Source organism: Vibrio sp. 1874 (assembly GCF_033344395.1).
Taxonomy (GTDB): Bacteria; Pseudomonadota; Gammaproteobacteria; order Enterobacterales; family Vibrionaceae; genus Vibrio; species Vibrio alginolyticus.
In genome coordinates this window covers 109,217-134,172 of record NZ_JAWPOR010000006.1, presented here as the reverse complement: position 1 = coordinate 134,172, position 24,956 = coordinate 109,217, and the positions used below count along the sequence as shown (strand labels likewise).

23 protein-coding genes and 1 other RNA gene are annotated in these 24,956 nt (G+C 46.0%); 20 read left to right on the top strand and 4 right to left on the bottom strand.

The window, feature by feature from the left end:
• Positions 1–215 precede the first annotated feature (215 nt).
• The 5 genes from petA to sspB all read left to right on the top strand — a co-directional run bounded on the left by petA (position 216) and on the right by sspB (position 4,040).
• The gene (gene petA, locus R8N46_RS13715; RefSeq protein WP_005372877.1) at positions 216–806 is read left to right on the top strand and encodes a ubiquinol-cytochrome c reductase iron-sulfur subunit; all 591 of its coding nucleotides are present in this window, start codon (positions 216–218) and stop codon (positions 804–806) included.
• Positions 806–2,071 carry a cytochrome b gene (locus tag R8N46_RS13710; RefSeq protein ID WP_005372880.1) on the top strand — a complete coding sequence of 422 codons (1,266 nt, stop codon included), beginning with the start codon at positions 806–808 and terminating at the stop codon, positions 2,069–2,071. Before petA ends, R8N46_RS13710 begins: the two co-directional genes overlap by 1 nt.
• Positions 2,068–2,805 (top strand): cytochrome c1, encoded by a 738-nt coding sequence (locus tag R8N46_RS13705; protein WP_005372881.1) that lies wholly within the window; start codon positions 2,068–2,070, stop codon positions 2,803–2,805. Before R8N46_RS13710 ends, R8N46_RS13705 begins: the two co-directional genes overlap by 4 nt.
• Before the next feature lie 96 nt (positions 2,806–2,901).
• A complete protein-coding gene (gene sspA / locus R8N46_RS13700) occupies positions 2,902–3,537 on the top strand; it encodes a stringent starvation protein SspA (RefSeq protein WP_005372897.1) in 636 nt (211 codons plus the stop codon).
• A gap of 17 nt (positions 3,538–3,554) precedes the next feature.
• Complete coding sequence (sspB, locus tag R8N46_RS13695) at positions 3,555–4,040, top strand: ClpXP protease specificity-enhancing factor (RefSeq protein ID WP_005387408.1); 486 nt, start codon at positions 3,555–3,557, stop codon at positions 4,038–4,040.
• A gap of 71 nt (positions 4,041–4,111) precedes the next feature.
• On the opposite strand, the gene R8N46_RS13690 is transcribed toward sspB, so the two are convergent.
• The 4 genes from R8N46_RS13690 to R8N46_RS13675 are packed head-to-tail and all read right to left on the bottom strand — an operon-like array spanning position 4,112 to position 7,562.
• A complete protein-coding gene (locus tag R8N46_RS13690) occupies positions 4,112–4,780 on the bottom strand; it encodes a BON domain-containing protein (RefSeq protein ID WP_104978786.1) in 669 nt (222 codons plus the stop codon).
• Positions 4,781–4,801: 21 nt separating this feature from the next.
• On the bottom strand, positions 4,802–5,392 hold the full coding sequence (locus tag R8N46_RS13685) for a phosphoheptose isomerase (protein ID WP_115385723.1): 591 nt from the start codon (positions 5,390–5,392) through the stop codon (positions 4,802–4,804).
• Between the two features lie 3 nt (positions 5,393–5,395).
• A complete protein-coding gene (locus R8N46_RS13680; protein ID WP_005372903.1) occupies positions 5,396–5,764 on the bottom strand; it encodes a YraN family protein in 369 nt (122 codons plus the stop codon).
• Positions 5,751–7,562, bottom strand: coding sequence for a penicillin-binding protein activator (locus tag R8N46_RS13675; RefSeq protein ID WP_104978788.1), 1,812 nt, complete (start codon positions 7,560–7,562; stop codon positions 5,751–5,753). Before R8N46_RS13675 ends, R8N46_RS13680 begins: the two co-directional genes overlap by 14 nt.
• A gap of 68 nt (positions 7,563–7,630) precedes the next feature.
• On the opposite strand from R8N46_RS13675, the gene rsmI reads away from it, so the two are divergent.
• The 15 genes from rsmI to ftsZ all read left to right on the top strand — a co-directional run bounded on the left by rsmI (position 7,631) and on the right by ftsZ (position 24,921).
• Complete coding sequence (gene rsmI, locus R8N46_RS13670) at positions 7,631–8,494, top strand: 16S rRNA (cytidine(1402)-2'-O)-methyltransferase (RefSeq protein WP_005372907.1); 864 nt, start codon at positions 7,631–7,633, stop codon at positions 8,492–8,494.
• A 167-nt stretch (positions 8,495–8,661) separates the two neighbouring features.
• Positions 8,662–9,092: RNase P RNA component class A (gene rnpB, locus R8N46_RS13665), an RNA gene on the top strand.
• Between the two features lie 176 nt (positions 9,093–9,268).
• Positions 9,269–10,219: a 16S rRNA (cytosine(1402)-N(4))-methyltransferase RsmH gene (gene rsmH, locus R8N46_RS13660; protein ID WP_005372918.1), complete on the top strand. Its 951-nt coding sequence runs from the start codon at positions 9,269–9,271 to the stop codon at positions 10,217–10,219.
• 5 nt (positions 10,220–10,224) lie between these two features.
• Positions 10,225–10,542 (top strand): cell division protein FtsL, encoded by a 318-nt coding sequence (gene ftsL / locus R8N46_RS13655; protein ID WP_115385725.1) that lies wholly within the window; start codon positions 10,225–10,227, stop codon positions 10,540–10,542.
• Positions 10,539–12,332, top strand: coding sequence for a penicillin-binding transpeptidase domain-containing protein (locus R8N46_RS13650; RefSeq protein WP_086046525.1), 1,794 nt, complete (start codon positions 10,539–10,541; stop codon positions 12,330–12,332). The genes ftsL and R8N46_RS13650 overlap by 4 nt, the downstream gene beginning before the upstream one ends.
• A gap of 62 nt (positions 12,333–12,394) precedes the next feature.
• Positions 12,395–13,876 carry a UDP-N-acetylmuramoyl-L-alanyl-D-glutamate--2,6-diaminopimelate ligase gene (gene murE / locus R8N46_RS13645; protein ID WP_115385726.1) on the top strand — a complete coding sequence of 494 codons (1,482 nt, stop codon included), beginning with the start codon at positions 12,395–12,397 and terminating at the stop codon, positions 13,874–13,876.
• Positions 13,873–15,237 carry a UDP-N-acetylmuramoyl-tripeptide--D-alanyl-D-alanine ligase gene (locus R8N46_RS13640; protein ID WP_005372928.1) on the top strand — a complete coding sequence of 455 codons (1,365 nt, stop codon included), beginning with the start codon at positions 13,873–13,875 and terminating at the stop codon, positions 15,235–15,237. The genes murE and R8N46_RS13640 overlap by 4 nt, the downstream gene beginning before the upstream one ends.
• Complete coding sequence (gene mraY / locus R8N46_RS13635; protein ID WP_005372931.1) at positions 15,237–16,319, top strand: phospho-N-acetylmuramoyl-pentapeptide-transferase; 1,083 nt, start codon at positions 15,237–15,239, stop codon at positions 16,317–16,319. Before R8N46_RS13640 ends, mraY begins: the two co-directional genes overlap by 1 nt.
• 39 nt (positions 16,320–16,358) lie before the next feature.
• Entirely contained in the window at positions 16,359–17,672 is a 1,314-nt protein-coding gene (murD, locus tag R8N46_RS13630) for a UDP-N-acetylmuramoyl-L-alanine--D-glutamate ligase (RefSeq protein WP_213972405.1), read from the top strand.
• 18 nt (positions 17,673–17,690) lie between these two features.
• On the top strand, positions 17,691–18,887 hold the full coding sequence (ftsW, locus tag R8N46_RS13625) for a cell division protein FtsW (protein ID WP_025768407.1): 1,197 nt from the start codon (positions 17,691–17,693) through the stop codon (positions 18,885–18,887).
• Positions 18,874–19,941, top strand: coding sequence for an undecaprenyldiphospho-muramoylpentapeptide beta-N-acetylglucosaminyltransferase (murG, locus tag R8N46_RS13620; protein ID WP_025768408.1), 1,068 nt, complete (start codon positions 18,874–18,876; stop codon positions 19,939–19,941). The genes ftsW and murG overlap by 14 nt, the downstream gene beginning before the upstream one ends.
• A 23-nt stretch (positions 19,942–19,964) precedes the next feature.
• Positions 19,965–21,422 carry a UDP-N-acetylmuramate--L-alanine ligase gene (murC, locus tag R8N46_RS13615; RefSeq protein ID WP_005387395.1) on the top strand — a complete coding sequence of 486 codons (1,458 nt, stop codon included), beginning with the start codon at positions 19,965–19,967 and terminating at the stop codon, positions 21,420–21,422.
• 192 nt (positions 21,423–21,614) lie between these two features.
• Positions 21,615–22,397, top strand: a complete 783-nt coding sequence (locus tag R8N46_RS13610) for a cell division protein FtsQ/DivIB (protein WP_005387393.1) — start codon at positions 21,615–21,617, stop codon at positions 22,395–22,397.
• Positions 22,390–23,652 (top strand): cell division protein FtsA, encoded by a 1,263-nt coding sequence (gene ftsA / locus R8N46_RS13605; RefSeq protein ID WP_005372946.1) that lies wholly within the window; start codon positions 22,390–22,392, stop codon positions 23,650–23,652. Before R8N46_RS13610 ends, ftsA begins: the two co-directional genes overlap by 8 nt.
• A gap of 30 nt (positions 23,653–23,682) precedes the next feature.
• Complete coding sequence (gene ftsZ / locus R8N46_RS13600; protein WP_017633617.1) at positions 23,683–24,921, top strand: cell division protein FtsZ; 1,239 nt, start codon at positions 23,683–23,685, stop codon at positions 24,919–24,921.
• Positions 24,922–24,956: the final 35 nt, after the last annotated feature.

The following is a 24,956-nucleotide window of genomic DNA, read 5'->3' as shown; positions in this document are numbered from 1 at the left end:
CAAATCACATCAATTTTTTATAATTCTGCCGCTTTTGTGACGACGCGAGCGATTTGCCTCACAAATGTTACAAAAAGGTAGCTTTATCTTGTCAAAAAGTAGGGTTTTCTTTATCATTTCCCTCCAATAAATAGAACTAAATTCATTATTTGTTAGCCATGCTCTTATAAGCGGAATAATAACGATCCAAAGGGAGCAAATGGGAGAATGTTTGGATGAGCAACGCGCCTTTAAATAACGGTCGCAGGCGTTTTCTAACCGCTACAACGGCAGTTGTTGGTGGGTTAGGGGCAGTCGCCGTCGCCGTGCCTTTTATCAAATCATGGAATCCGAGTGCTAAAGCCAAAGCGGCGGGCGCACCGGTGGAAGTGGATATAAGTAAAATTGAACCAGGTCAGCTGGTTCGTGTTGAGTGGCAGGGAAAACCTGTATGGATTGTTCGCCGCACTCAAAGCGTTCTGGATAACTTAAAATCGATCGGTGATAAGCTTCGCGATCCACAATCTGAAATGGAGCAGCAGCCTGAGTACGCTCAGAATGAGTTTCGTTCGATTAAGGAAGAGTTTTTCGTCGCAGTTGGTTTCTGTACCCACTTAGGTTGTTCACCAACCTATCTACCTGACTCTTTCTCAGAGCAGGTGCAGGGCGTAAGATCTGGCTTCTTCTGTCCTTGTCATGGTTCTAAGTTCGACATGGCTGGTCGAGTGTTCCAAGGAGTACCTGCTCCGTTGAACCTTGTCGTTCCTAAGCACATGTATTTGAGCGATACCAAGCTCATTGTGGGTGTTGATGAGGGAGATGCATAATGCAAGCAATGTTAGATTGGGTTGAAAAGCGTATTCCTGCAATGAATGCTTATAAAAAGCATTTGTCTGAATACCCAATGCCTAAGAACTTCAACTTTTGGTACCTTTTCGGTTCTCTGGCGATGCTGGTTCTTGTTAACCAAATCCTAACGGGTATTTGGCTAACGATGAACTATGTTCCTTCAGGTGACGGTGCATTTGCGTCTATCGAATACATTATGCGTGATGTAGAGTACGGTTGGCTTCTGCGTTACATGCATTCCACTGGCGCGTCAGCGTTTTTCGTTGTTGTGTATCTTCACATGTTCCGTGGTTTGATCTACGGTTCATACCAAAAACCTCGTGAACTATTGTGGATCTTCGGTATGTTGATCTTTCTTGTTCTCATGGCTGAAGCGTTCATGGGTTACCTACTTCCATGGGGTCAGATGTCATACTGGGGTGCACAGGTAATCATTTCCCTGTTTGGTGCTATTCCTGTTATCGGTGATGACCTAACGCTTTGGATTCGTGGTGACTACATCATCTCTGGTGCAACGCTAAACCGTTTCTTCGCACTACACGTTATTGCCCTGCCTATTGTTTTGCTTCTTCTTGTTGTTCTGCACGTATTGGCGCTGCACGAAGTAGGCTCAAACAACCCGGATGGTATCGAAACTAAGCTGCCAAAAGGCTCAATGGGCGACGATTACAAAACGCAATTCAAGTTCCACGATTACTATACGAAGAAATATGACATCATTGATTCGATTCCTTTCCATCCGTACGGCACGGTTAAGGACTTGGTCGGTGTCGCTGGTTTCTTGTTCTTCTTCTGTTACGTGCTGTTCTTTAACCCAGAAATGGGTGGGTACTTCCTTGAGCCGCCTAACTTTGAAGCTGCAAACCCACTGAAGACACCAGAGCATATTGCTCCGGTATGGTACTTCACGCCGTTCTACGCAATCTTACGTGCGGTTCCAGACAAACTATTAGGTGTTATCCTAATGGGCGCGTCAATTGCAGTGCTGTTTGTTCTACCTTGGTTGGATCGTTGTAAAGTTCGTTCATACCGTTACCGTAGCAAACTTCATCTATTGAATATTGTACAGTTCACTATCGCCTTTATCGCTCTGGGTATTTTAGGTGCGTTACCTGCGACACCAACGTACACACTACTATCTCAGATCTTTAGCTTGTGTTACTTCATGTTCTTTGTGTTGCTGTTCTTCTACAGCAAAAATGAAGCAACCAAACCATTACCAGAGAGGGTGACATTCAAATGAAGAAGTGGATTGTAATTCTATTTGCTATGTTGCCATCACTAGCGATGGCAGCTGGGGCCAATGTTCCGCTGGATAAAGCGAATGTTGACCTTACGGATAAAGCTTCGCTACAAAACGGCGCGAAGTTGTTCATGAACTACTGTTTTGCTTGTCACTCTACGCAATACCAGCGTTACGAGCGTGTAGCAACAGACTTGGAAATTCCAACAGACTTAATGAAAGAAAACCTGATTTTCAATCCTGAAGCGAAAATCGGTGATCTAATGGTCAATGCTATGCCACCGAAGCAAGCGGCAAACTGGTTTGGTGCTCCACCACCAGATCTTACGTTGGTTGCACGAGTTCGTGGTGCTGATTGGTTATACACTTACTTACGCTCTTTCTATGTTGATCCATCTCGTCCATTCGGCGTGAACAACATCGTCTTCCCGAGTGTTGGTATGCCGCATGTACTTGAAGAGCTACAGGGCATCCCGACGCCGATTTACGATACGAAAATCGTAGATGGCGAAGAAGTACAAGTTGTTGTTGGTACTGAAACCGATGGCACGGGTGAGCTGAGTGAAGGCGAATATGACAAAGCGGTTGGCGATCTCGTTAACTTCTTAGTTTATTCAGGTGACCCAGTGCAGCTTGAGCGTCATGCTTTAGGCTGGTGGGTAATGGGCTTCTTAGTGCTTCTAACCATCGTTGTTGTGATGCTCAAGAAAGAGTATTGGCGCGATGTGCATTAATTGTGCTAAAATACCGTGCTAATTCCCAATTTTAATTGATGTACAATGGAGGCTTAGCCTCCATTGTTTTTATTTGTAAGTGTACTGGAGGGCTCCATGGCTGTAGCTGCCAATAAACGTTCTGTGATGACTCTTTTCTCAAGTGCATCAGATTTGTATAGCCATCAGGTTCGCATTGTACTAGCTGAAAAAGGCGTAAGTGTTGAAGTTGAGCTTGTTGACGAAGCAAACCTTCCTGCTGAGCTTGTTGAGCTAAACCCATATAAATCAGTGCCAACTCTTGTTGACCGTGAGCTAGCTCTTTACGATTCAAAAATCATCATGGAGTACTTGGACGAGCGTTTCCCTCATCCACCTCTAATGCCGGTTTACCCTGTTGCTCGTGGCAACAGCCGCTTGATGATGTACCGTATCGAACGCAACTGGTATTCACTCGCTGAAAAAGTGATGAAAGGTAATGCGGAAGAATCAGAAAAAGCACGCACAAAGCTGCGTAATGATCTTCTGACGTTAGCGCCAATTTTTGCTGAATATGAGTACTTCATGAGCGAAGAATTCAGCTTGATCGATTGTTACCTAGCTCCACTATTGTGGCGTTTGCCTCAACTTGGTATCGATCTTGTTGGCCCTGGTTCAAAAGAAATCAAGGTATACATGAACCGCGTATTTGAACGTGATTCGTTCCTTGCTTCTTTGACTGAAGCTGAACGTGAAATGCGCCTAGTTCGCTAAGCGATTTAAAACACGTTATGGATATTGCAAAAATGACTGCTCGCCGCCCGTATATGCTTCGCGCATTTTACGACTGGTTAGTAGACAATGACTTGACTCCTCACTTGGTTGTGGATGCAACAATGCCAGGGGTGCGTGTCCCGGTTGAATTTATTCAAGATGGTCAAATTATTTTGAATATTGCGCCACGTGCAGTGGGTAATCTTGAGTTAGGTAATGATGCGATTACCTTCCATGCTCGCTTTAGCGGTCGTCCGCACTCAGTGATCGTGCCTGTGTATGCTGTTCAAGCTATTTATGCACGTGAGAATGGTGCTGGTACTATGTTTGAACCAGAAGAAGCGTACACTCACATCGAAGAAGAAGCGATGACCGAGGAAGAATCATCCCCATCGTTCACAACGGTTAGCGATGAGCCTTCTGAGTTAGTTTCTGATTCAGATGCCGAAGAGGACGATGCTCCTCGACCAAAAGGCAAACCAAGCTTAAGAGTGATTAAATAATAAAAAAGCAGCGTTACGCTGCTTTTTTCTTTTTAACTTGTTGAAGATGATTTCAAGCCAGACTTTGGAAATTACTCACTAATCGTAAAGACCTCGACGTTCTTTTCACTTTCTGTACTTGCCTCACTTTCTATTGTTTGTACACCGTCACTCGGTAAGTCCACTTCAACAGGCTCCATTTCGCCGTATTGGAACCCTTTAATGACTTGTTTTACGCCTGAGATGTTACGTGCGATTTCTGTCGCTCGATCGCCTTGCTCTGGTGTGACATAACCAAACAGAAAAACATCGCCATCTTCGGTGATCACTTTAACCTTAACACCATTAAGCTCAGAATCAGTAAGCAAAGCTGACTTTACTTTGGTTGTGATCCAGCTGTCATTGCTAATCTGGGTAACAGTGAGTGGCTCTTTTTGTTTGATTTGATTGTGTATGACTTTTACACCACTAACTTCTCTAGCTCTTCGCTCTAAAGCAAGGATAAGGTCTTGTGTCGGAGCTTGTCCCATAAGGACTACAGTCCCATTATATGAACTGGCAACGACACGTACTTCACCTTTAAACGGTACTTTATTGCCGATCGCCGCAACTTCGAATTCAATGTTATTGTCCTGCCAGATTTGTTTTGTCGTGCGTGTGTCCGTGACAATATTCGCTGTGGTTGCTGCACCTGCGATAAACAAACCTGCGCAACCACTTAAACTCAATGCTGTTAATAAGATAACGAGGCTACGTATCATAATTCTGACTCTCAGTCTTGGTTACTCTTCGTGAGCAGGGAAAAGCACCTGGTCAATAAGATCACAAAGACAATGGAGTGTTACCATATGTACTTCGTGAATACGTGCAGTGCGGTGTGATGGAATACGAATTTCGACGTCTTTCTCACCGAGCAGTCCTGCCATCTCTCCGCCATCTTTTCCTGTTAGCGCGATAATCGTCATGTCTCGAGTTACGGCTGCTTCCATCGCTTTGATAATATTTTTACTGTTACCACTAGTCGACATGGCAAGCAAAATGTCGCCTGGTTGACCAAACGCTCGTACCTGTTTTGAGAAGATTTCCTGGTAGTGGTAATCGTTGGCCACTGCGGTTAGGGTAGTATTATCGGCGGTTAAGGCCATTGCTGGTAGGCTAGGGCGCTCAGTTTCAAAACGGTTTAAAAGACAAGAAACAAATTGTTGAGCGTTTGAAGCACTGCCGCCATTACCACAACATAAAATTTTATTGCCATTAAGCAGGCTCGACACCATCGCTTGAGCTGCATGAGTAATGGCATCAGGCAGCGCCTCTGCTGCTGCGATTTGAATTTGAATACTTTCTGTAAAGCTGTCTTTAATGCTGTCTAGCATCGCTTATCCTTCAGAGATTGCGTTTTCTATCCAGTTGATATCTCGCCCATTATCATGAATGGCGATGACATCAAATCGATAATCGATATTGTGTTTTAAGCGCTTTTGTTGGCTAAGCCAAACTTGTGCGGTTTTGACTAGCTTGCGCATTTTAGCGTGCGTCACCATTTCTGCTGCCGAGCCAAAGTGATTGTTCTTACGGTATTTGACTTCAACAAACACAATAGTTTCACCTTGTTGGAAGATTAAATCAATCTCACCGACCTTAGTCAGAAAATTTTGTTCAATAAAGTTTAAGCCCTGGCGTTGTAAATACTGCTTCGCCAGAGCTTCATATTGATTTCCGATTTGGCGCTTGCTAAAGAGCCCCACGCTCAGCCCAGCTTAGCTCACGCTGTACAACACAATTATTGTCGATACTTAAAATACCGGTTTGGCCGCCAACTGAGTAGCCCGGAACGACCTTCATTTGTGGCAGCTCCCCAATCAATTTATACGCATCCATACCCAGTGCTTTCAAACGTTTTTCCATGTTAGATTGCTCTGACCACAACTCGTTCATTTCAGCGGTCACGCTAGGGTCTGGGTCAATCAGTAATGGGATATCGCTGTAGATGATGCCTGTTAGATCTTCGTAAGTCGCGCCGCCACTGTTGCTACGCGAGCTAGAGAAAATTTGAGGAGCTTTGGCGTCTGGGTTAATCGCTACCTCAATAAATGGCTTGATCAAAGTCAGTTCCGTGCTTCTAGCAACAATATAAACCGCATCGACATCACGACGGCTACGTGGCTGTGTTTCAAGCTTGATACGCATTAGTGATTGCATCTGAGCAATACGTTGTTTGCTTTCTTGCAGACCAAATACTTCATTGATGTCTTTTTGAAGTTGGCGCTTGTCGCCAAAATAACTTGCTGCGACTTTATTAGAGCTGTACTTGCGCCATTCTTTGTTGAATGCTTCAGTTACGCGCTCACCAAAGATGCCCTTTGGTGCCAGGATCAGAGGGAAGTTATAGCCTTCGCTGAACAAGTGTTTCGCTGCTTGTGCGGCTTCTTGTTCTGGTGATAATGCCAAGTAGCAAATATTGCTATCTGGTTGCACATCTTCGGGAATATTTAGCGCAAGGGCTGGAATCGTAGGACCATTTTCTGAGCCATCCATGGTTGTGTGCAATAGCTCAACGTTTTCTTTTTCTAGGGGACCAACAACAAAATCGATGTTTTCATTGATCAAACGTTGTTTAATTTGGTCGGCGTTATACGCATTAGTGTCTATTACCGTGAGGGTAGCGCTTGGATCACGGTTACGATCATTCATCATCGCAAACACAAAACCATCACGAATTAATTGCGCTTGTGGCGAGAATTTACCAGTAAGCGGCAGTAACAAAGCGGTGTTGTTTGGTTTAACGATGTCTAGAGAGAGAATGTTTTGAATCTCTTCTGGTGTGTAGATAGCGGCTGGATGCGATGGGTTCTCGTTTAACCAGCGTTCGAGGGTATTTTTTAGTTGGGATAAGTTGCCCGACAGCGTTTTCGCATAAATAGCGAGTTGTAGCCAACCATCCAAAACATCTTCATTTGGCTCTGTTTCTAATGAGGTCAGTTCGTACTCGGAGTAGCTGCCAAAGTTCATCCAAATACGGCTAGAAATCTCTCTCTGCTCCGCGGACGATGCATATTGGCCAAATGCAACCAGTTGGCGGTTTGCCTCAAACGCTTGGTTAAGACCTTGATAAGCGTCGGCACGCATCAAGTAATAGTCTTTCCATTGCTCATTTGGCAACTTCCACCAAGGTTTAAAATTCAACAATTGCAGCAACTGAGAGTAATTACCCTGTTTTTGCTGTATGGTCGCACGCGCTAGTTGCCACTCTGCTTGCTGAACTTCGGTTAACTGTTGACGAGCCAGGCGCTTGATCAACATTTCTGCTTGATCAAACTGGTTTGCTTGAATCGCGGCTTTGGTTGCCATGATCAACCAGTCATTTTGTAAACTGCCTTCCGTGCTATCAGCTTGGATCATATAGTTCTGAACAGACTGAGTAGGCTCAAGTGTTACATCAACGCCATCAGGCTGTCTTGGACCTGAAGAACAGGCGGCGAGCGTAATTGCTAGTGCAACAGGAGTAAGTATGCGTGGTACACTGAGTCTCTTATGGTTAATCATTGCCGTGAGTTCTCTATAATTTTGTACAAAATTGTCTCTATATTAATCGTTGAAGTGATGGTAAACAAATGACAGATAAAAATAAGTTGCCGAATGAGGGGCCAACTCTCTATATCGTACCGACTCCAATCGGAAATTTAGCGGATATCACCCAACGTGCTATCGAAATTCTGTCGACTGTGGACATCATTGCCGCTGAGGATACTCGACATACGGGCAAATTACTGTCTCACTTCAATATTCAAACCAAAACTTTTGCTCTACATGACCACAATGAGCAGCAAAAAGCACAAGTTTTGGTAGAAAAGCTGCTTTCCGGTCAGTCTATCGCATTAGTTTCTGACGCTGGTACGCCACTTATCAGCGACCCAGGATACCATTTGGTGACAAAATGTCGTCAAGCGGGCGTTAGAGTTGTGCCTCTTCCAGGTGCTTGTGCGGTCATTACGGCGTTAAGTGCCTCTGGCTTGCCATCGGATCGCTTTAGCTTCGAAGGTTTTTTACCACCGAAAAGCAAAGGTCGTAAGGATAAATTCCTAGAGATTGCTTCGGTAGAGCGTACGTGTATTTTTTACGAGTCACCGCACCGTATTTTAGACTCTCTACAAGACATGTTAGACGTTCTTGGCCCAGATAGAGAAGTTGTGTTGGCAAGAGAGCTAACAAAAACCTTTGAAACCATTCAAGGCATGCCGTTAGGTGAGTTGATTGAATGGGTGAAAAGTGACGATAACCAACAGCGTGGTGAAATGGTATTGTTGGTACATGGCCATCGTGAAACAACAGACGACTCACTACCTGAAGATGCTTTACGCACGTTAGGCATTTTGACCAAAGAGCTGCCTTTGAAAAAAGCAGCTGCTTTGGTGGCAGAAATACATAACTTGAAGAAGAATGCGTTATATAAATGGGGCTTAGAAAACTTAGACTAAGTGCCACTAGCGAGATAAATGGTCAATGAGGGCTGATGTTTAGGCATCGGCCTTTTTATTATCTATTTTTGGCACGTTGACTAAAAAGTCATCACTTAGTGCATTCATTTCATCATATCTGTGATCTAACTAGACTCTGAAGTGAGAACTCTATACAATCCGCCCTCGGAGCTGACTGGGTAGTCGCTGCTTTGTTGATGTCCTTCGGGAGACTGACGTCGAAGTCCCTTTGGGAGACTGACGTTGACGTCCTTCGGGAGACTGACAAAGGGGAGGAAAGTCCGGGCTTCATAGAGCAAGGTGCCAGGTAACGCCTGGGGGGCGCAAGCCTACGACAAGTGCAGCAGAGAGAAGACCGCCGATGGCCCGTAAGGGTACAGGTAAGGGTGAAAGGGTGCGGTAAGAGCGCACCGGACGACTAGCAATAGTTCGTAGCAGGGTAAACTCCACCTGAAGCAAGACCAAATAGGCCTCCACATTGCGTTGCTCGCGTAAGGAGGCGGGTAGGTTGCTCGAGCCAGTGAGTGATTGCTGGCCTAGACGAATGGCTACCGCCGCGCAAGCGGAACAGAACCCGGCTTATGTGTCGGCTCCACCTATTCGAGACCCATCATTACTTTTAGTAGTGATGGGTTTTTTGCATTTAATTGACGCAAACTATGTCATTACCAATAAACTTGGCGTAAATCACGTCTAACTTTAGACTTGTGGTGGCGATGATGTAGGAAATCAGTACACTAAAGAATCGCTTCAAGATCATTCAACGAGAAAGCTATGACCGAAACCTTCCAACATATTTCCGTGTTATTAAATGAATCCATTGATGGCTTAGCTATCAAACCAGACGGCGTCTATATTGATGGAACATTTGGCCGTGGCGGTCACAGCCGGACAATTCTATCTAAACTCGGTGAAAATGGCCGACTGTACAGTATCGACCGTGACCCTCAAGCGATCGCTGAGGCAGGAAAAATCAATGACCCTCGCTTCACCATTATTCATGGTCCATTTTCTGGTATTGCTGAGTATGCTGAAGAGTATGGGCTAGTTGGAAAAGTGGATGGTGTTCTGCTGGATTTAGGCGTTTCTTCTCCTCAGTTAGACGACGCAGAGCGTGGCTTTAGCTTTATGAAAGATGGTCCGCTAGATATGCGTATGGACCCGACATCAGGTGTTCCAGTATCTCAATGGTTGATGGAAGCAGACCTCGATGATATCACTTGGGTCATTCGCGAGTTTGGGGAAGATAAACATGCGCGCCGTATTGCAAAAGCGATTGTTGCCTACCGTGAAGATGAAGAAAATGAGCCAATGGTTCGCACAGGTCAGCTGGCAAAATTGATTTCAGATGCCGCACCGAAAAGTTTTAAAGAGAAAAAACACCCTGCGACTCGTGCTTTCCAGGCTTTTCGTATTTACATCAACAGTGAGTTAGAAGAAATTGATACAGCACTTAAAGGCGCGGCGAGCATTCTGGCTCCTGAAGGCCGTTTATCTGTGATTAGCTTCCACTCTCTGGAAGATCGTATGGTCAAACGTTTTATCCGTAAAGAGAGCAAAGGGCCTGAAGTGCCACACGGTATTCCAATGACGGAAGAGCAAATTCGTGCTCTTGGTAGTGCGAATATGAAAGCGGTGAGCAAAGCGATCAAGCCAAGCAAACAAGAAATTGAAATGAACCCTCGCTCGCGCAGCTCTGTGTTAAGAATTGCGGAAAAGCTTTAATTATTATGACGAAACCCACTCCTAATCTTGCTAAGTTGATTGCGACGGATCTCCTCACCGTTGGTCTCTGGCCATTACTGTTGTTGCTATTGATCGTGGCATCGGCAATGGGAGTGGTATTTGCTACCCACCATGCGCGTCAAGCGATCACTGAGAAAGATCACACGTTGGTTGAACGAGAACGGTTAGATAGCGAATGGCGTAACTTGATGTTGGAAGAAACTGCCCTCGCGGAACACAGTCGTGTTCAAGACCTTGCCAAAAAAGAACTTGAAATGAAACGACCTGATGGCGATAAAGAAGTGGTTGTCACGCTCAAATGATTAGAAAAAAATCCAACACGAAACAAGCCAATAAGCGTAAACCTGTAGCAAAAGAGAAAGCGGCTACGGGGGATAAGAAAACCGATAACAAAGCAGTGAAAGTGGCGGTCGAAGAATCTTTCTTGATTCGTTGGCGCTTCCATCTATTACTGTTTTTTGTTTTTTGTGCATTTGCCCTTTTGGTGGCACGCGTAGCCTACATCCAAATCATTGAGCCAGATAACCTGATTAAACAAGGTGACCTACGTTCGGTTCGTGTTAAATCCATTCCTTCTGCTCGCGGTATTATTTCGGATCGAAATGGTGAGCCGCTTGCTGTCAGTGTGCCGGTTGAGGCGGTTTGGGCAGATCCTGCCACTATATTTAAAGAAAACGCGTTAAGCCAGACCAAAAGTTGGCATGCATTAGCGGATGTTCTTGGTATTGACCGACAAGGGTTAATAGACAAAATTAAGCGCAATGAAAAACGTCGCTTTATCTACTTGCAGCGCCAGGTCAGTCCGGCCATGGCGAACTATATTCGTGAGCTAAAGCTGCCAGGTGTTGGCCTTAAGTCGGAATCTCGTCGTTATTATCCTGCAGGTGAGGTTAGTGCTCACTTAGTCGGTGTAACAGGCATTGACGGGCATGGCCTAGAAGGTGTGGAGCGTAGCTACGATGAGTGGCTCACTGGCGCGGCGGGTAAGAAAACTATTCGTAAAGATCGCTATGGTCGTGTTGTGGAAAACATTGCTTGGCAAGACAAGCAAGAAGGTAAATCACTTCAGTTAACCATCGATCAGCGCCTACAGGCGATTGCGTATCGTGCGATTAAGCAAGCCGTTGCCGACCACCGCGCTACTTCGGGTTCTGTTGTCATGTTGGATGTAAAAACGGGCGCCGTATTGGCCATGGTTAATGCTCCTTCTTACAACCCTAACAATCGTAGCGATTGGCAAAGCTATCAAATGCGTAACCGAGTGATCACGGACTCAATGGAGCCCGGTTCGACCATTAAGCCTTTCGTTATTTTAGCCGCCTTAGAAAATGGGATAGCCGATAAAGATACCATCGTAGATACCGGTAATGGTGTCCTACGTTTAGGTGGTAGTCGAGTCAGAGATGTCTCTCGCGTAGGCAAAGCGAGCTTGACCACGATCCTTAAAAAGTCGAGTAATATCGGTGTGACGAAGCTAGCAATGCAAATGCCGGTAGAGGCGCTTCTTGGGCTGTACAGTTCAGTGGGTTTTGGTGAGCTTTCTGGCCTAAACCTAGTTGGGGAAGTGACGGGTATTTTTCCTACACGAACTCGTTGGTCGCCAATTGAGCGCGCCACGATTGCGTTTGGTTACGGTCTATCAATTACACCAATCCAGCTAGCCCATGCTTATGCGACGCTTGGAAACCTTGGCAAATACGAGCCTATTCATATTATTGAAAGCAATGATCATGACATGTCACGTCAAGTGGTGAGTGCGAAGTATGCGCGTCAAGTATTAGACATGTTGGAAACCGTAACTCAAAAAGGGGGCTCGGCTCGCAGAGCGGCAGTTCCTGGTTATCGAGTGGGAGCGAAAACAGGTACATCACGTAAAGCTTCTGCTGGCGGGTACAGCGACGAGTACATCACCTACACGGCTGGGCTTGCTCCGGTTAGCGATCCGCGAATTGCTTTGGTGGTGATCGTAAACGAGCCTCAAGGTGATGACTACTATGGTGGTTCGGTAGCGTCTCCTGTCTTCTCTGAAATCATGAAAGGCGCGCTACAAATACTCAATGTTGCACCTGACGAAAACAAATTCCAACAGTAAGCCCTGTGGTTTACTGAGCAAACAAAATTAAGAAAACCTGAGCCAAAGCTCGGAGAACAAATATGACTAAAGCCATCAGTATGGACGTGCTGCTTTCCCCTTGGGTGGATTGCCCTAGCTTATCGTCCGTTCTTGTTTCTGAATTGGAGCTCGACAGCCGAAGAGTTCAACCTGGAACCACGTTTGTAGCAGTGATTGGCCATGTTGTGGATGGGCGTAAATTCATTGCCTCTGCAATTGAGCAAGGTGCAAATGCAGCCCTGGCGCAAGCCTGCGATGTCAAAACACATGGTACGGTGGAAATCATTGATGATGTTCCCGTCATTTACATCGATAGGTTGGACCAACGTTTATCCGCAATTGCTGGAAAGCTCTATGCTTACCCTAATATGGATTTGATTGGTGTCACCGGCACCAACGGCAAAACCACCATTACCCAGTTAATAGCGCAATGGCTAGAACTGCTTGACCATAAAGCGGCGGTAATGGGAACAACAGGAAATGGCTTCCTCAATAACTTGCAACAAGCTGCGAATACAACGGGGAATGCCGTTGAAATTCAGAAAACGCTCTCCTCTCTCGCAAATCAACAAGCCACATACACCGCGCTAGAAGTATCTTCTCATGGCCTGACGCAAGGTCGTGTCAAAGCATTATCATTTGCGGCGGGCGTGTTTACTAACTTAAGTCGTGACCACTTAGATTATCATGGCACGATGGAAGCGTATGCCAATGCAAAGCTTGGGTTGTTCACGCAACACCAATGTGAACGTGCCATTATCAATGTTGATGATGAAGTAGGTCATCAATGGGCGTCGCAGTTAAGTAATGCGATCGCTGTCTCGCTCAAGCCGAACACTGAATTTGAAAGCGCAATTTGGGCGACGGAAGTCAGTTACGCAGAGTCAGGGATTACTATTAAGTTCGATGGTAAATTTGGCTCAGGTGAATTGCACGCGCCTTTGATTGGTGAGTTTAATGCAACCAACTTAATGCTCGCTTTTGCGACCTTATTAAGCTTAGGTAAAGAGAAACAAGCGTTACTCGAAACTGCAGGTCAACTGCAACCTGTACTCGGCCGAATGGAGTTATTCCAAACTGAGGATCGTGCCAAAGTCGTGGTTGATTATGCCCATACTCCTGATGCTTTAGAAAAAGCGCTGCAAGCTTTACGAGTTCATTGTGAAGGCCAGCTGTGGGCTATTTTTGGCTGCGGTGGCGATCGCGATGCAGGTAAGCGCCCAATGATGGCGGAAATTGCAGAGCGTCTAGGCGACAGAGTGGTGTTGACTGACGATAACCCACGCAGCGAAGACCCGGTTCAGATTGTGAAAGACATGTTAGCTGGGCTGTCAAAACCTGCTGAAGCGATTGTTCAGCATGACCGCTTCAAAGCACTGTCTTATGCCATTGAAAATGCTTCGCCAAACGACATTATCTTGTTAGCTGGGAAGGGTCATGAAGATTATCAGATTCGTAATGGCGAAACGATTCATTACTCCGACCGCGAGTCCGCAATGCAACTTTTAGGATTGACCTCATGATCAAAGTAACGTTATCTCAAATTGCAGACATCACTCGTGGTGAGCGATTCGGCGACGAGCTACTTATCGACGCGGTTTCTACTGATACACGAACGATTGAGCGTGGGGCTTTATTCGTCGCGTTAGTTGGGGAGCGCTTTGATGCGCACAACTTTTGCCAACAAGCGGTAGATGCAGGTGCCGGTGCTTTACTCGTAGAAAAACGCTTAGATGTGAATGTGCCGCAAATTGTGGTGTCGGATACCAAACTTGCATTGGGTGAGTTTGCTTCTTGGGTGCATCAAGCATGCAAAACACCTACCGTTGCCATCACCGGAAGTTGCGGTAAAACGACCGTAAAAGAAATGGTTGCGAGTATCCTGCAATTGAAAGGCAAAGTGTTATTCACGGCGGGTAACTTCAATAATGATATTGGTGTTCCGTTGACATTATTGCGCTCACAGCAGGATGATGATTATGCCGTGATTGAGCTTGGTGCTAATCATATAGGTGAAATTGCTTACACGACTCAGTTAGTAAAACCAGATATCGCGTTAGTGAACAATGTAGCCGCCGCTCACCTTGAAGGCTTTGGTTCTATCGATGGCGTGAAACAAGCCAAAGGTGAAATCTACCAAGGCCTTTCAGCTGGTGGTATTGCGATTGTTAACCTAGACAGCAATGGTGAAGCCAAGTGGGATGAAGTGTTAGCAGATAAGAAAGTCATTACTTTTTCACAAAGTAATACTGATGCAGACTTCTTCGCTTCTAACATCGTATTGAACGCCGCAGGTGAAGCAAGCTTTGACTTACATATCGCAGCAAGCTCACAAGAAATTGAACTGTCTCTGGGTATTATAGGTCAACACAACGTTGCGAATGCGATCGCTGCTTCTATTATTGCGTTACAAATGGGAGCCACATTAGAAGAGGTTCGTGCTGGCCTTAAACATTTGAACAAAGTGAAAGGTCGCGTCGAGGTTGAAGCGCTGAGCGAAAAGATAAAATTGATTGACGACAGCTACAACGCGAGCGTGCCAGCCATGAAAGCGGCAGTTGATTTATTGGCCGCTTTCCCAGGTCAACGCTGGCTGATTTTAGGTAATATGGCGGAATTGGGCGAGGAAAGTCTTGCACTTCATCGTCAAGTCGGGGAACATGCTGCCCCACAAAAATTTGAACATGTTCTCACATATGGTGCAGACGCCAAGGTGATCAGTGATCTTTGCCAAGGCATTCATTTTGAGACGCACCAAGAGATGATTGAATACATCAAGCAGCATCTAGACCAAGCCGTTCCTGAAAACCATACGATATTGGTGAAAGGAGCGAACGGTGCACGTATGTTTGAAGTCGCTGCTGCTTTGAAGGAGTATTATTAATGATTATTTGGCTTGCCGAGCTGCTACAGCCATACCTGTCTTTTTTCCGATTGTTTGAATACTTGTCTTTTCGAGCAATCCTAAGCGTATTAACCGCTCTAGGTCTGTCATTATGGATGGGACCAATCATGATCAAGCGTTTGCAAATGCTGCAAATTGGTCAGGTAGTGCGTAACGAAGGTCCTGAATCTCACTTTAGTAAGCGTGGTACCCCAACAATGGGCGGTATCATGATCTTAGCGGCCATCTCAATCACGATTTTGCTATGGACAGACTTATCCAACCCTTACGTATGGGCGGTACTGACAGTCTTACTTGGCTACGGTGCGGTCGGATTTGTTGATGATTATCGTAAAGTGGTACGCAAAAATACCGATGGCTTGATCGCGCGTTGGAAGTACTTCTGGCAGTCGTTGATCGCGTTTGTCGTCGCTTTCGCATTGTATGCTTACGGTAAAGACACAGCAGCAACTCAGCTAGTGGTGCCATTCTTTAAAGACATCATGCCGCAGCTTGGTTTGATGTATATCATTCTGACTTACTTTGTCATTGTAGGTACAAGTAACGCGGTTAACCTGACTGATGGTCTAGACGGTTTGGCAATCATGCCAACGGTTCTTGTTGCAGCAGGCTTCGCGGTTATTGCATGGGCGACCGGTAACGTTAACTTCTCTGAATACCTTCATATTCCATACTTACCACATGCTTCTGAGTTGGTTGTCGTATGTACAGCAATCGTCGGTGCAGGCCTTGGTTTCTTGTGGTTTAACACGTATCCAGCACAAGTGTTCATGGGTGATGTCGGCTCACTAGCGCTTGGCGGCGCGTTAGGCACTATTGCTGTTCTCGTTCGTCAAGAGTTGGTGTTGGTGATCATGGGCGGTGTGTTTGTGATGGAAACGCTGTCGGTAATTCTACAGGTGGGTTCATACAAACTGCGTGGTCAGCGCATTTTTCGTATGGCACCGATTCACCACCACTACGAATTGAAAGGTTGGCCAGAACCTCGCGTAATCGTGCGTTTCTGGATTATTTCTATGGTTCTTGTTCTGATTGGTCTTGCGACATTGAAAGTGCGTTAATCGCACTTTCCAAGAACAAGATTTACAGTGTGATCAAATATGGAACGTTGGCAAAACATACATAGTGTTGTCGTCGTAGGGCTCGGTATTACCGGGCTCTCTGTCGTTAAACACCTAAGAAAAAATCAGCCACAGCTTGTGGTCAAAGTCATTGATACTCGCGTAAACCCTCCGGGTGCAGAGCGCTTGCCGGAAGATGTTCAACTGCATAGTGGTGGTTGGAATACAGACTGGCTTTCTGACGCGGATCTTATCGTGACCAACCCTGGTATTGCGCTAGCGACACCAGAGATCCAAGCCGTATTAGCAAAAGGTACGGCAGTAGTAGGTGATATCGAGTTATTCGCTTGGGCGGTGCAGAAACCGGTGATTGCGATTACGGGCTCAAACGGTAAGAGCACAGTAACCGACCTCACAGGTGTGATGGCTAACGCTGCAGGTTTGGATGTTGGCGTTGGTGGTAACATCGGTGTGCCTGCTCTGGATTTGTTAGAACAAGACGCAGACCTATATGTACTCGAACTCTCGAGCTTCCAGTTAGAAACGACGTCAAGCTTAAAGCTCAAAGCCGCTGCGTTTCTGAATCTTTCTGAAGATCATATGGATCGTTATCAAGGCATGTCTGACTATCGACAAGCTAAGTTGCGTATTTTTAACCATGCTGCTCTTGCAGTCGTGAACCGTGATGATCAAGAAACCTTCCCAGACGCAGAGATGCCATTGGTGACATTTGGCAGCGACAATCAGGACTTTGGTCTCGAGGTGGATGGCAACCGTACTTGGCTGCTCGATCACGGTCAACGAGTTGTCGCAAGTGATGAGCTTAAGTTGGTTGGTAAGCACAACTTATCTAACGCTCTGGTTGCTTTAGCGCTATTAAAAGCTGCGGACGTAAACTATCACAAAGCATTGAATGCACTTAAAAATTACACGGGACTGACACACCGATGCCAGGTGGTTGCGGATAATCAAGGCGTCAAATGGGTGAATGACTCTAAAGCAACTAATATTGCCAGCACTATGGCTGCGCTATCTGGTTTGGAATCGACAGGCAAGCTCTACTTACTCGTTGGTGGTGTTGGCAAAGGTGCTGACTTCTCGCCATTAAAACCGATCTTCTCGACGCTTAACTTGCAACTGTGTTGCTTTGGCGCTGATGGCGATGAATTTATGCCACTGCATGAATCTGCAATACGTTTCGACACTATGGAAGATGTGATTCAACAAGTATCTTCGCAGTTAAAACCAGGTGATATGGTGATGCTGTCTCCTGCATGTGCTAGCTTTGATCAATTCGACAACTTTATGGCAAGAGGTGATGCTTTCGCTGCTCTTGCTCAGAAATATGCATAATTAAAGGTTACACACTTCGTGGGTTTAGGTAACGTTAAACGCAGTATTGGCAATTGGCTCAAGCATCCAGCCCCAGAGGCGATGTTTGATCGTCAGTTAGTGTGGATTGCACTGGGTTTGATGTTGACTGGTTTGGTCATGGTAACCTCTGCATCATTTCCAATCAGCTCTCGATTAACGGAACAGCCGTTCCACTTTATGTTTCGTCATGCGACGTTTCTCGTGCTGGCGTTAGGGACCTCCGCTGTTATTTTGCAAGTGCCTTTGCAAGAGTGGTTTAAGAAGAGCCATTACTTACTTTGGGCTTCTTTCGCACTGTTGATCATCGTGCTCTTGGCGGGTAAGTCGGTTAATGGTGCGTCTCGTTGGATTCCCCTCGGGCTGTTTAACCTTCAGCCAGCGGAGGTCGCGAAGCTATCGCTGTTTATCTTCATGTCTGGTTACTTAGTTCGAAAGCAAGACGAAGTACGACAAACGTTCTTTGGTGGCTTTATGAAGCCAATCATGGTGTTTGCCTTCTTTGCAGTATTACTACTTGGTCAGCCAGACTTGGGGACGGTCGTCGTGATGCTGGTCACGCTGTTTGGCATGCTTTTTATCGCAGGTGCAAAACTAACCCAGTTTCTCGCCTTGATGGTGGCAGGTATCGGCGCTGTGGTAGGTTTGATTCTCGTCGAGCCATACCGTATGCGACGAGTAACCTCCTTCCTTGACCCGTGGGAAGACCCATTTGGCAGTGGCTATCAGTTGACTCAGTCTTTGATGGCGTTTGGTCGTGGTGAATGGTTCGGTCAAGGTCTCGGTAACTCAATTCAAAAACTGGAATATCTACCAGAAGCGCATACCGACTTTGTGTTTGCGGTACTTGCTGAAGAGCTTGGTTTCGTGGGCGTTGTGTTGGTCTTAATGTTGATTTTTAGCTTAGTGCTAAAAGCGGTTTACATAGGCAAGCGTGCGTTTGAAGAAGGCGAAATGTTCGGCGGTTATCTGGCTTTCGGTATAGGTATTTGGTTTGCGTTCCAGACCTTGGTGAACGTTGGTGCTGCAGCTGGTATCGTACCAACCAAAGGTTTAACACTTCCGCTAATCAGTTATGGTGGTTCCAGTCTGATTATTATGTCCGTCGCAGTGTCCATATTGCTGCGTATCGATTACGAATGCCGCTTGAAACGCGAGCAAGAACAATCAGAACAACAAACTAATGAAACAAAATAAACGTTTGATGGTGATGGCTGGTGGTACTGGCGGTCACGTATTCCCAGGTTTGGCGGTAGCAAAACAGCTTCAAGAGCAAGGTTGGGAGATCCGTTGGTTAGGTACGGCGGATCGAATGGAAGCGGATTTGGTGCCAAAACATGGCATTGAAATCGACTTTATCAAAGTGAAAGGGTTACGAGGTCAAGGCGTTAAACGTCTTCTTGCAGCACCATTTCAAATTATCAATGCCATTATGCAGGCTCGTGCTCACATGAAACGCTGGCAGCCAGACGCAGTGCTTGGTATGGGCGGTTATGTTAGCGGCCCGGGCGGTATTGCCGCTTGGATGAGTGGCATTCCTGTTGTTCTGCATGAACAAAATGCAGTAGCAGGTTTAACGAACCAATGGTTATCGAAAATCGCTAAGAAGGTTTTTCAGGCTTTCCCAGGCGCTTTTCCAAATGCCGAAGTGGTTGGGAACCCAGTTCGTGAAGACGTGACTCAATTAGCAGCGCCAATTGAGCGCATGCAAGAGCGCCAAGGTCCAATTCGCATTTTGGTTATGGGTGGCAGCCAAGGCGCACGTATTCTTAACCAAACTCTGCCAGACGTGATGTCGAAATTGGGCGAAGATTACTGTATTCGTCATCAAGCGGGCAAAGGTGCCGCCGAAGAAGTGAATGCAGCATACCAAGCTAATGGTGTGGTAAATGCAGAAGTAATGGAATTCATTGATGACGTTGCAGAAGCTTACGCATGGGCTGACCTTTTAGTTTGTCGCTCTGGAGCGTTAACCGTTTCTGAAGTCTCGGCGGCAGGTGTAGGCGCTATTTTTGTTCCATTCATGCACAAAGACCGCCAGCAAGCACTTAATGCAGACCACTTGGTGGATTGCGGCGCGGCGAAAATGATTGAACAACCAGATTTAACCGTTGAGTCTCTGACTCAGCAGATCCAACAATTGGATCGCCAAGCTTTACTTACAATGGCTGAGCAAGCGCGTGGCGCTGCAAAATTGAATGCTGACCGAGTTGTCGCACAAGCCATTGTCGCTTTGACCGAAAAGCGTTAACCGAATTATTGAGAATAGAATTGATGACAATCCAACATACACAAGACTTAGCTCAGATTCGCGCAATGGTGCCAGAGATGCGCCGCGTGAAATCCATCCACTTCATCGGTATTGGTGGTGCGGGCATGAGCGGCATTGCAGAAGTGCTGTTGAACGAAGGCTACCAAATCACAGGTTCTGATCTATCAGAGAACGCTGTGACAGAGCGTTTGGTATCAAAAGGTGCGACGGTATTTATTGGTCATCAAGCCAGTAATGTAGAAAAAGCCAGTGTGGTTGTTGTGTCAACGGCGATCAACGAAGAAAACCCAGAAGTGATGGCGGCACGTGAATTACGCATCCCTATTGTACGCCGCGCAGAGATGTTGGCTGAATTGATGCGATTCCGTCACGGTATTGCCGTTGCGGGTACACACGGTAAAACCACGACGACCGCTCTTGTTACTCAAATCTATTCTGAAGCCGGTCTTGATCCAACGTTTGTGAATGGCGGTTTGGTGAAAAGCGCAGGTACAAATGCGCGTCTAGGCTCGAGTCGTATTCTAATTGCAGAGGCAGATGAAAGTGACGCGTCATTCCTGCACTTGCAACCAATGGTGAGCATTGTTACCAATATCGAAGCCGATCATATGGATACCTATGGTGGTGACTTTGAAACCTTAAAGCAAACCTTCATCGATTTCCTTCATAATCTACCGTTTTACGGCCAAGCAATTGTTTGCATTGATGATCCTGTGGTTCGAGAGTTAATCCCACGTATTAGTCGTCAAGTGATAACTTACGGTTTTTCTGAAGATGCCGACGTACGTATTGAAGATTATCGTCAAGAGGGGCAGCAAGGCAAATTTACGGTAGTACGTAAAGGGCGAGCTAACTTAGATATCACGCTGAATATTCCAGGTCGTCACAATGCATTGAATGCGTCTGCTGCGATTGCGGTTGCTACTGAAGATGACATTGAAGACGATGCGATCCTAAAGGCAATGGCTGGTACGCAAGGTACGGGAAGACGTTTTGATCACCTTGGCGAGTTTGATACTGGCAACGGCCATGCAATGCTTGTTGATGATTACGGCCATCATCCCACAGAAGTGGATGTAACCATTAATGCAGCACGCAGTGGTTGGCAAGACAAGCGTTTGGTGATGATTTTCCAACCGCACCGTTATAGCCGTACTCGTGATTTATACGATGATTTCGCGAATGTGCTTGAACAGGTAGATGTATTGATCATGCTGGATGTTTACGCAGCGGGTGAAAAGCCGATTGCAGGGGCTGATGGGCGCGCTTTATGTCGCACAATTCGCAGCCGAGGCAAGGTAGATCCGATTTTTGTTCCAGAAATCGAGCAATTACCTTCAGTTTTAGCTAACGTTATACAAGACGGCGACCTAATCTTAACGCAAGGTGCGGGTGATATTGGTAAAGTGGCGAAACAGCTGGCAGGTCTTAAATTGAATATAAACAAGATGCTTGGCTGACACATATTGTTGACGCGAAGGACAGATAAAGACTCAGATCTCGATTTTGCGTCAATATCATTGTGATTTATTGCTATCAGTGTTTGATAGTTTACAAGAGCTCAGTATAATCCCAAGGTTAAAGTCAAGACTTTTACCTCTGCGTAATTATATGGGTAAAAAGTACACGACAAAAGTCAGGAAACGAAGACGTTGTTGAATATTGCACTGAATGACGAGCGACCAAACACGGGTAACAACCGTGGTCGCCAAGAAAAAATCTTGGGTGCGTTATTTTTCGTTGTGGTTGTGACTTTAATTAGTTCTGTTTTGTACGCGGCGATCAGTTGGATGTGGGATGACCAAAGGTTACCTCTCTCCAAAATAGTACTTCAGGGGAAACTGGAGTATGTCCAAGCTGACGATGTGCAGGCTGCATTTAGTCGAATTGATCACATCGGTACATTTATGTCTCAGGATATTGATGTATTACAGCAAAGTGTCGAAGCTCTGCCATGGGTAGCGCATGCCGCAATCCGAAAGCAGTGGCCGGATACAGTAAAAGTTTTTTTGACGGAGCATCAACCAGAAGCCATTTGGAATGGCAACGAACTGTTAGATAAAAACGGGTTCGTTTTTGATGGAGATGTTGCTCTGTTGCAAGAAGAAAAAGTGAAGCTGTACGGACCCAAAGATAGCGGACCGGAAGTCTTACAGACTTACCGTGATTTGAGTCCTAAGTTTCAGCAATTGGGTTTAGCGATATCGTCTCTGGTATTAAACGAGCGACGAGCTTGGCAAATCATCCTTGATAACGGTATTCGATTAGAGCTCGGTAAAGAGTCTCTTCTTGAGCGTATAGAGCGCTTTTTTAAGCTCTATAACAAGCTTGGCAGTGACACGCAAAGAATCAGTTATATCGATCTTAGGTACGATACAGGAGCCGCAGTTGGTTGGTTTCCTGAACAAGAGTTAGAAGAGAGTACAGATGACTAAGGCCGCTGATGACAACATTATTGTTGGTCTTGATATAGGCACTGCAACCGTATCGGCTCTAGTGGGTGAGGTTTTACCAGACGGTCAAATTAATATTATTGGCGCAGGTAGTAGCCCCTCACGCGGCATGGATAAAGGTGGCGTGAATGATTTGGAGTCGGTTGTAAAATCAGTACAACGTGCAATTGATCAAGCTGAATTAATGGCAGAGTGCCAGATCAGCCGAGTCTTCATTTCGTTGTCTGGTAAGCATATCGCAAGCCGAATTGAAAAAGGTATGGGCACGATTTCTGATGAAGAGGTGTCTCAAGAAGACATGGATCGCGCTATCCATACCGCAAAATCGATTAAAATCGGTGATGAACAGCGAATTCTTCATGTGATCCCGCAAGAGTTCACCATTGATTACCAAGAAGGAATCAAAAATCCGCTTGGTTTATCTGGGGTAAGAATGGAAGTGAGTGTCCACCTTATCTCATGCCATAATGACATGGCACGCAACATTATTAAGGCGGTAGAACGCTGCGGCCTTAAAGTAGAACAACTCGTATTTTCTGGGCTTGCTGCTAGTAATGCAGTAATCACCGAGGATGAAAGAGAGCTTGGAGTTTGTGTGGTTGATATTGGCGCCGGCACGATGGATGTGGCCATCTGGACTGGCGGTGCGTTACGTCACACAGAAGTATTTTCGTACGCAGGAAATGCTGTAACCAGTGATATTGCTTTTGCTTTTGGCACGCCAGTGAGCGATGCTGAAGAAATAAAAGTCAAATATGGCTGTGCTTTGAGTGAACTGGTCAGTAAGGATGACACGGTTAATGTACCAAGCGTAGGTGGACGACCATCACGTAGCCTGCAACGTCAAACGTTGTCAGAAGTGATTGAGCCACGCTACTCTGAGCTTATGGGACTGGTTAACCAAACTATCGACTCTGTACAAGCAAAATTGCGCGAAGAGGGTATCAAGCACCATCTGGCTGCGGGAGTTGTACTCACCGGCGGTGCTGCGCAAATGGACGGAGTGGTAGAATGTGCGGAACGCGTATTCCGCAATCAAGTAAGGGTCGGCAAACCGCTCGAAGTCAGCGGATTAACTGACTATGTAAAAGAGCCGTACCATTCTACGGCAGTTGGATTACTTCATTACGCAAGAGACATGCAGTCTAGCGACGATAGCGATTATAATGAACCTAAACGCTCATCTGTAACTGGCTTTTTCGATAAATTGCGTAACTGGATACAAAAAGAGTTTTAACCTGAGTTGCAGGATAAACGGAGACAACACATGTTTGAACCGATGATGGAAATGTCTGACGATGCAGTAATCAAGGTCGTTGGGGTTGGTGGCGGCGGTGGTAACGCCGTTGAACACATGGTGCGTGAATCCATCGAAGGTGTGGAATTCATCAGCGTCAACACTGATGCGCAAGCACTTCGTAAGACAAGCGTTGGCAATGTTATTCAGATCGGTGGTGATATCACTAAAGGTCTGGGTGCAGGTGCTAATCCACAGGTTGGCCGTGACGCAGCTCTCGAAGACAGAGATCGAATTAAAGATTCCCTGACTGGCGCCGATATGGTGTTTATCGCAGCTGGTATGGGTGGCGGTACCGGTACTGGTGCAGCGCCTGTTATTGCTGAAGTGGCTAAAGAGCTTGGCATTCTAACAGTAGCGGTAGTAACTAAACCGTTTAGTTTTGAAGGTAAAAAGCGTTTGGCATTTGCTGAGCAAGGTATCGATGAGCTGTCTAAGCATGTTGACTCTTTGATCACGATTCCAAACGAAAAGCTACTTAAAGTACTTGGTCGTGGTGTAACACTACTAGAAGCTTTTGCAAGCGCTAACGATGTTCTTAAGAATGCCGTTCAAGGTATTGCTGAGCTAATTACTCGCCCTGGCATGATCAACGTCGACTTTGCGGACGTAAGAACTGTAATGTCTGAAATGGGTCACGCAATGATGGGTAGCGGCATCGCCAAAGGTGAAGACCGTGCTGAAGAAGCGGCTGAAATGGCAATTTCTAGCCCACTTCTGGAAGACATCGATCTAGCGGGCGCTCGTGGTGTTCTTGTCAATATTACTGCTGGTCTGGATATGCGTCTTGACGAGTTTGAGACGGTTGGTAATACAGTGAAGGCATTCGCTTCTGACAATGCGACTGTTGTTATCGGTACTTCTCTAGACCCTGATATGACTGACGAAATCCGCGTAACAGTTGTAGCGACAGGTATTGGTAATGAGAAAAAGCCAGATATCACGCTAGTTGCGGGTGGTAAAGCTAAAGTGGCACCGACGCCGCAAGCTCAACCACAGCAACAAGCAGCGGCAACGCAAGCTGAAGAAAAACCGGCACAGACCTTGCAAAATAATCAAGTGCAAGAGAAGCCACAGGTAACTCCTCAGCCGACAAACACTGCTCCTTCTTCTCCAGCTTCGTCGAGCCAAAGTTCTGCGGCTCCAAAGCAAGAAAAGGAAAGTGGTTATTTAGATATACCGGCATTTTTGCGTCGTCAGGCTGATTAATCTTTAACCCATAAATTTGACATGGCTCAAAATTA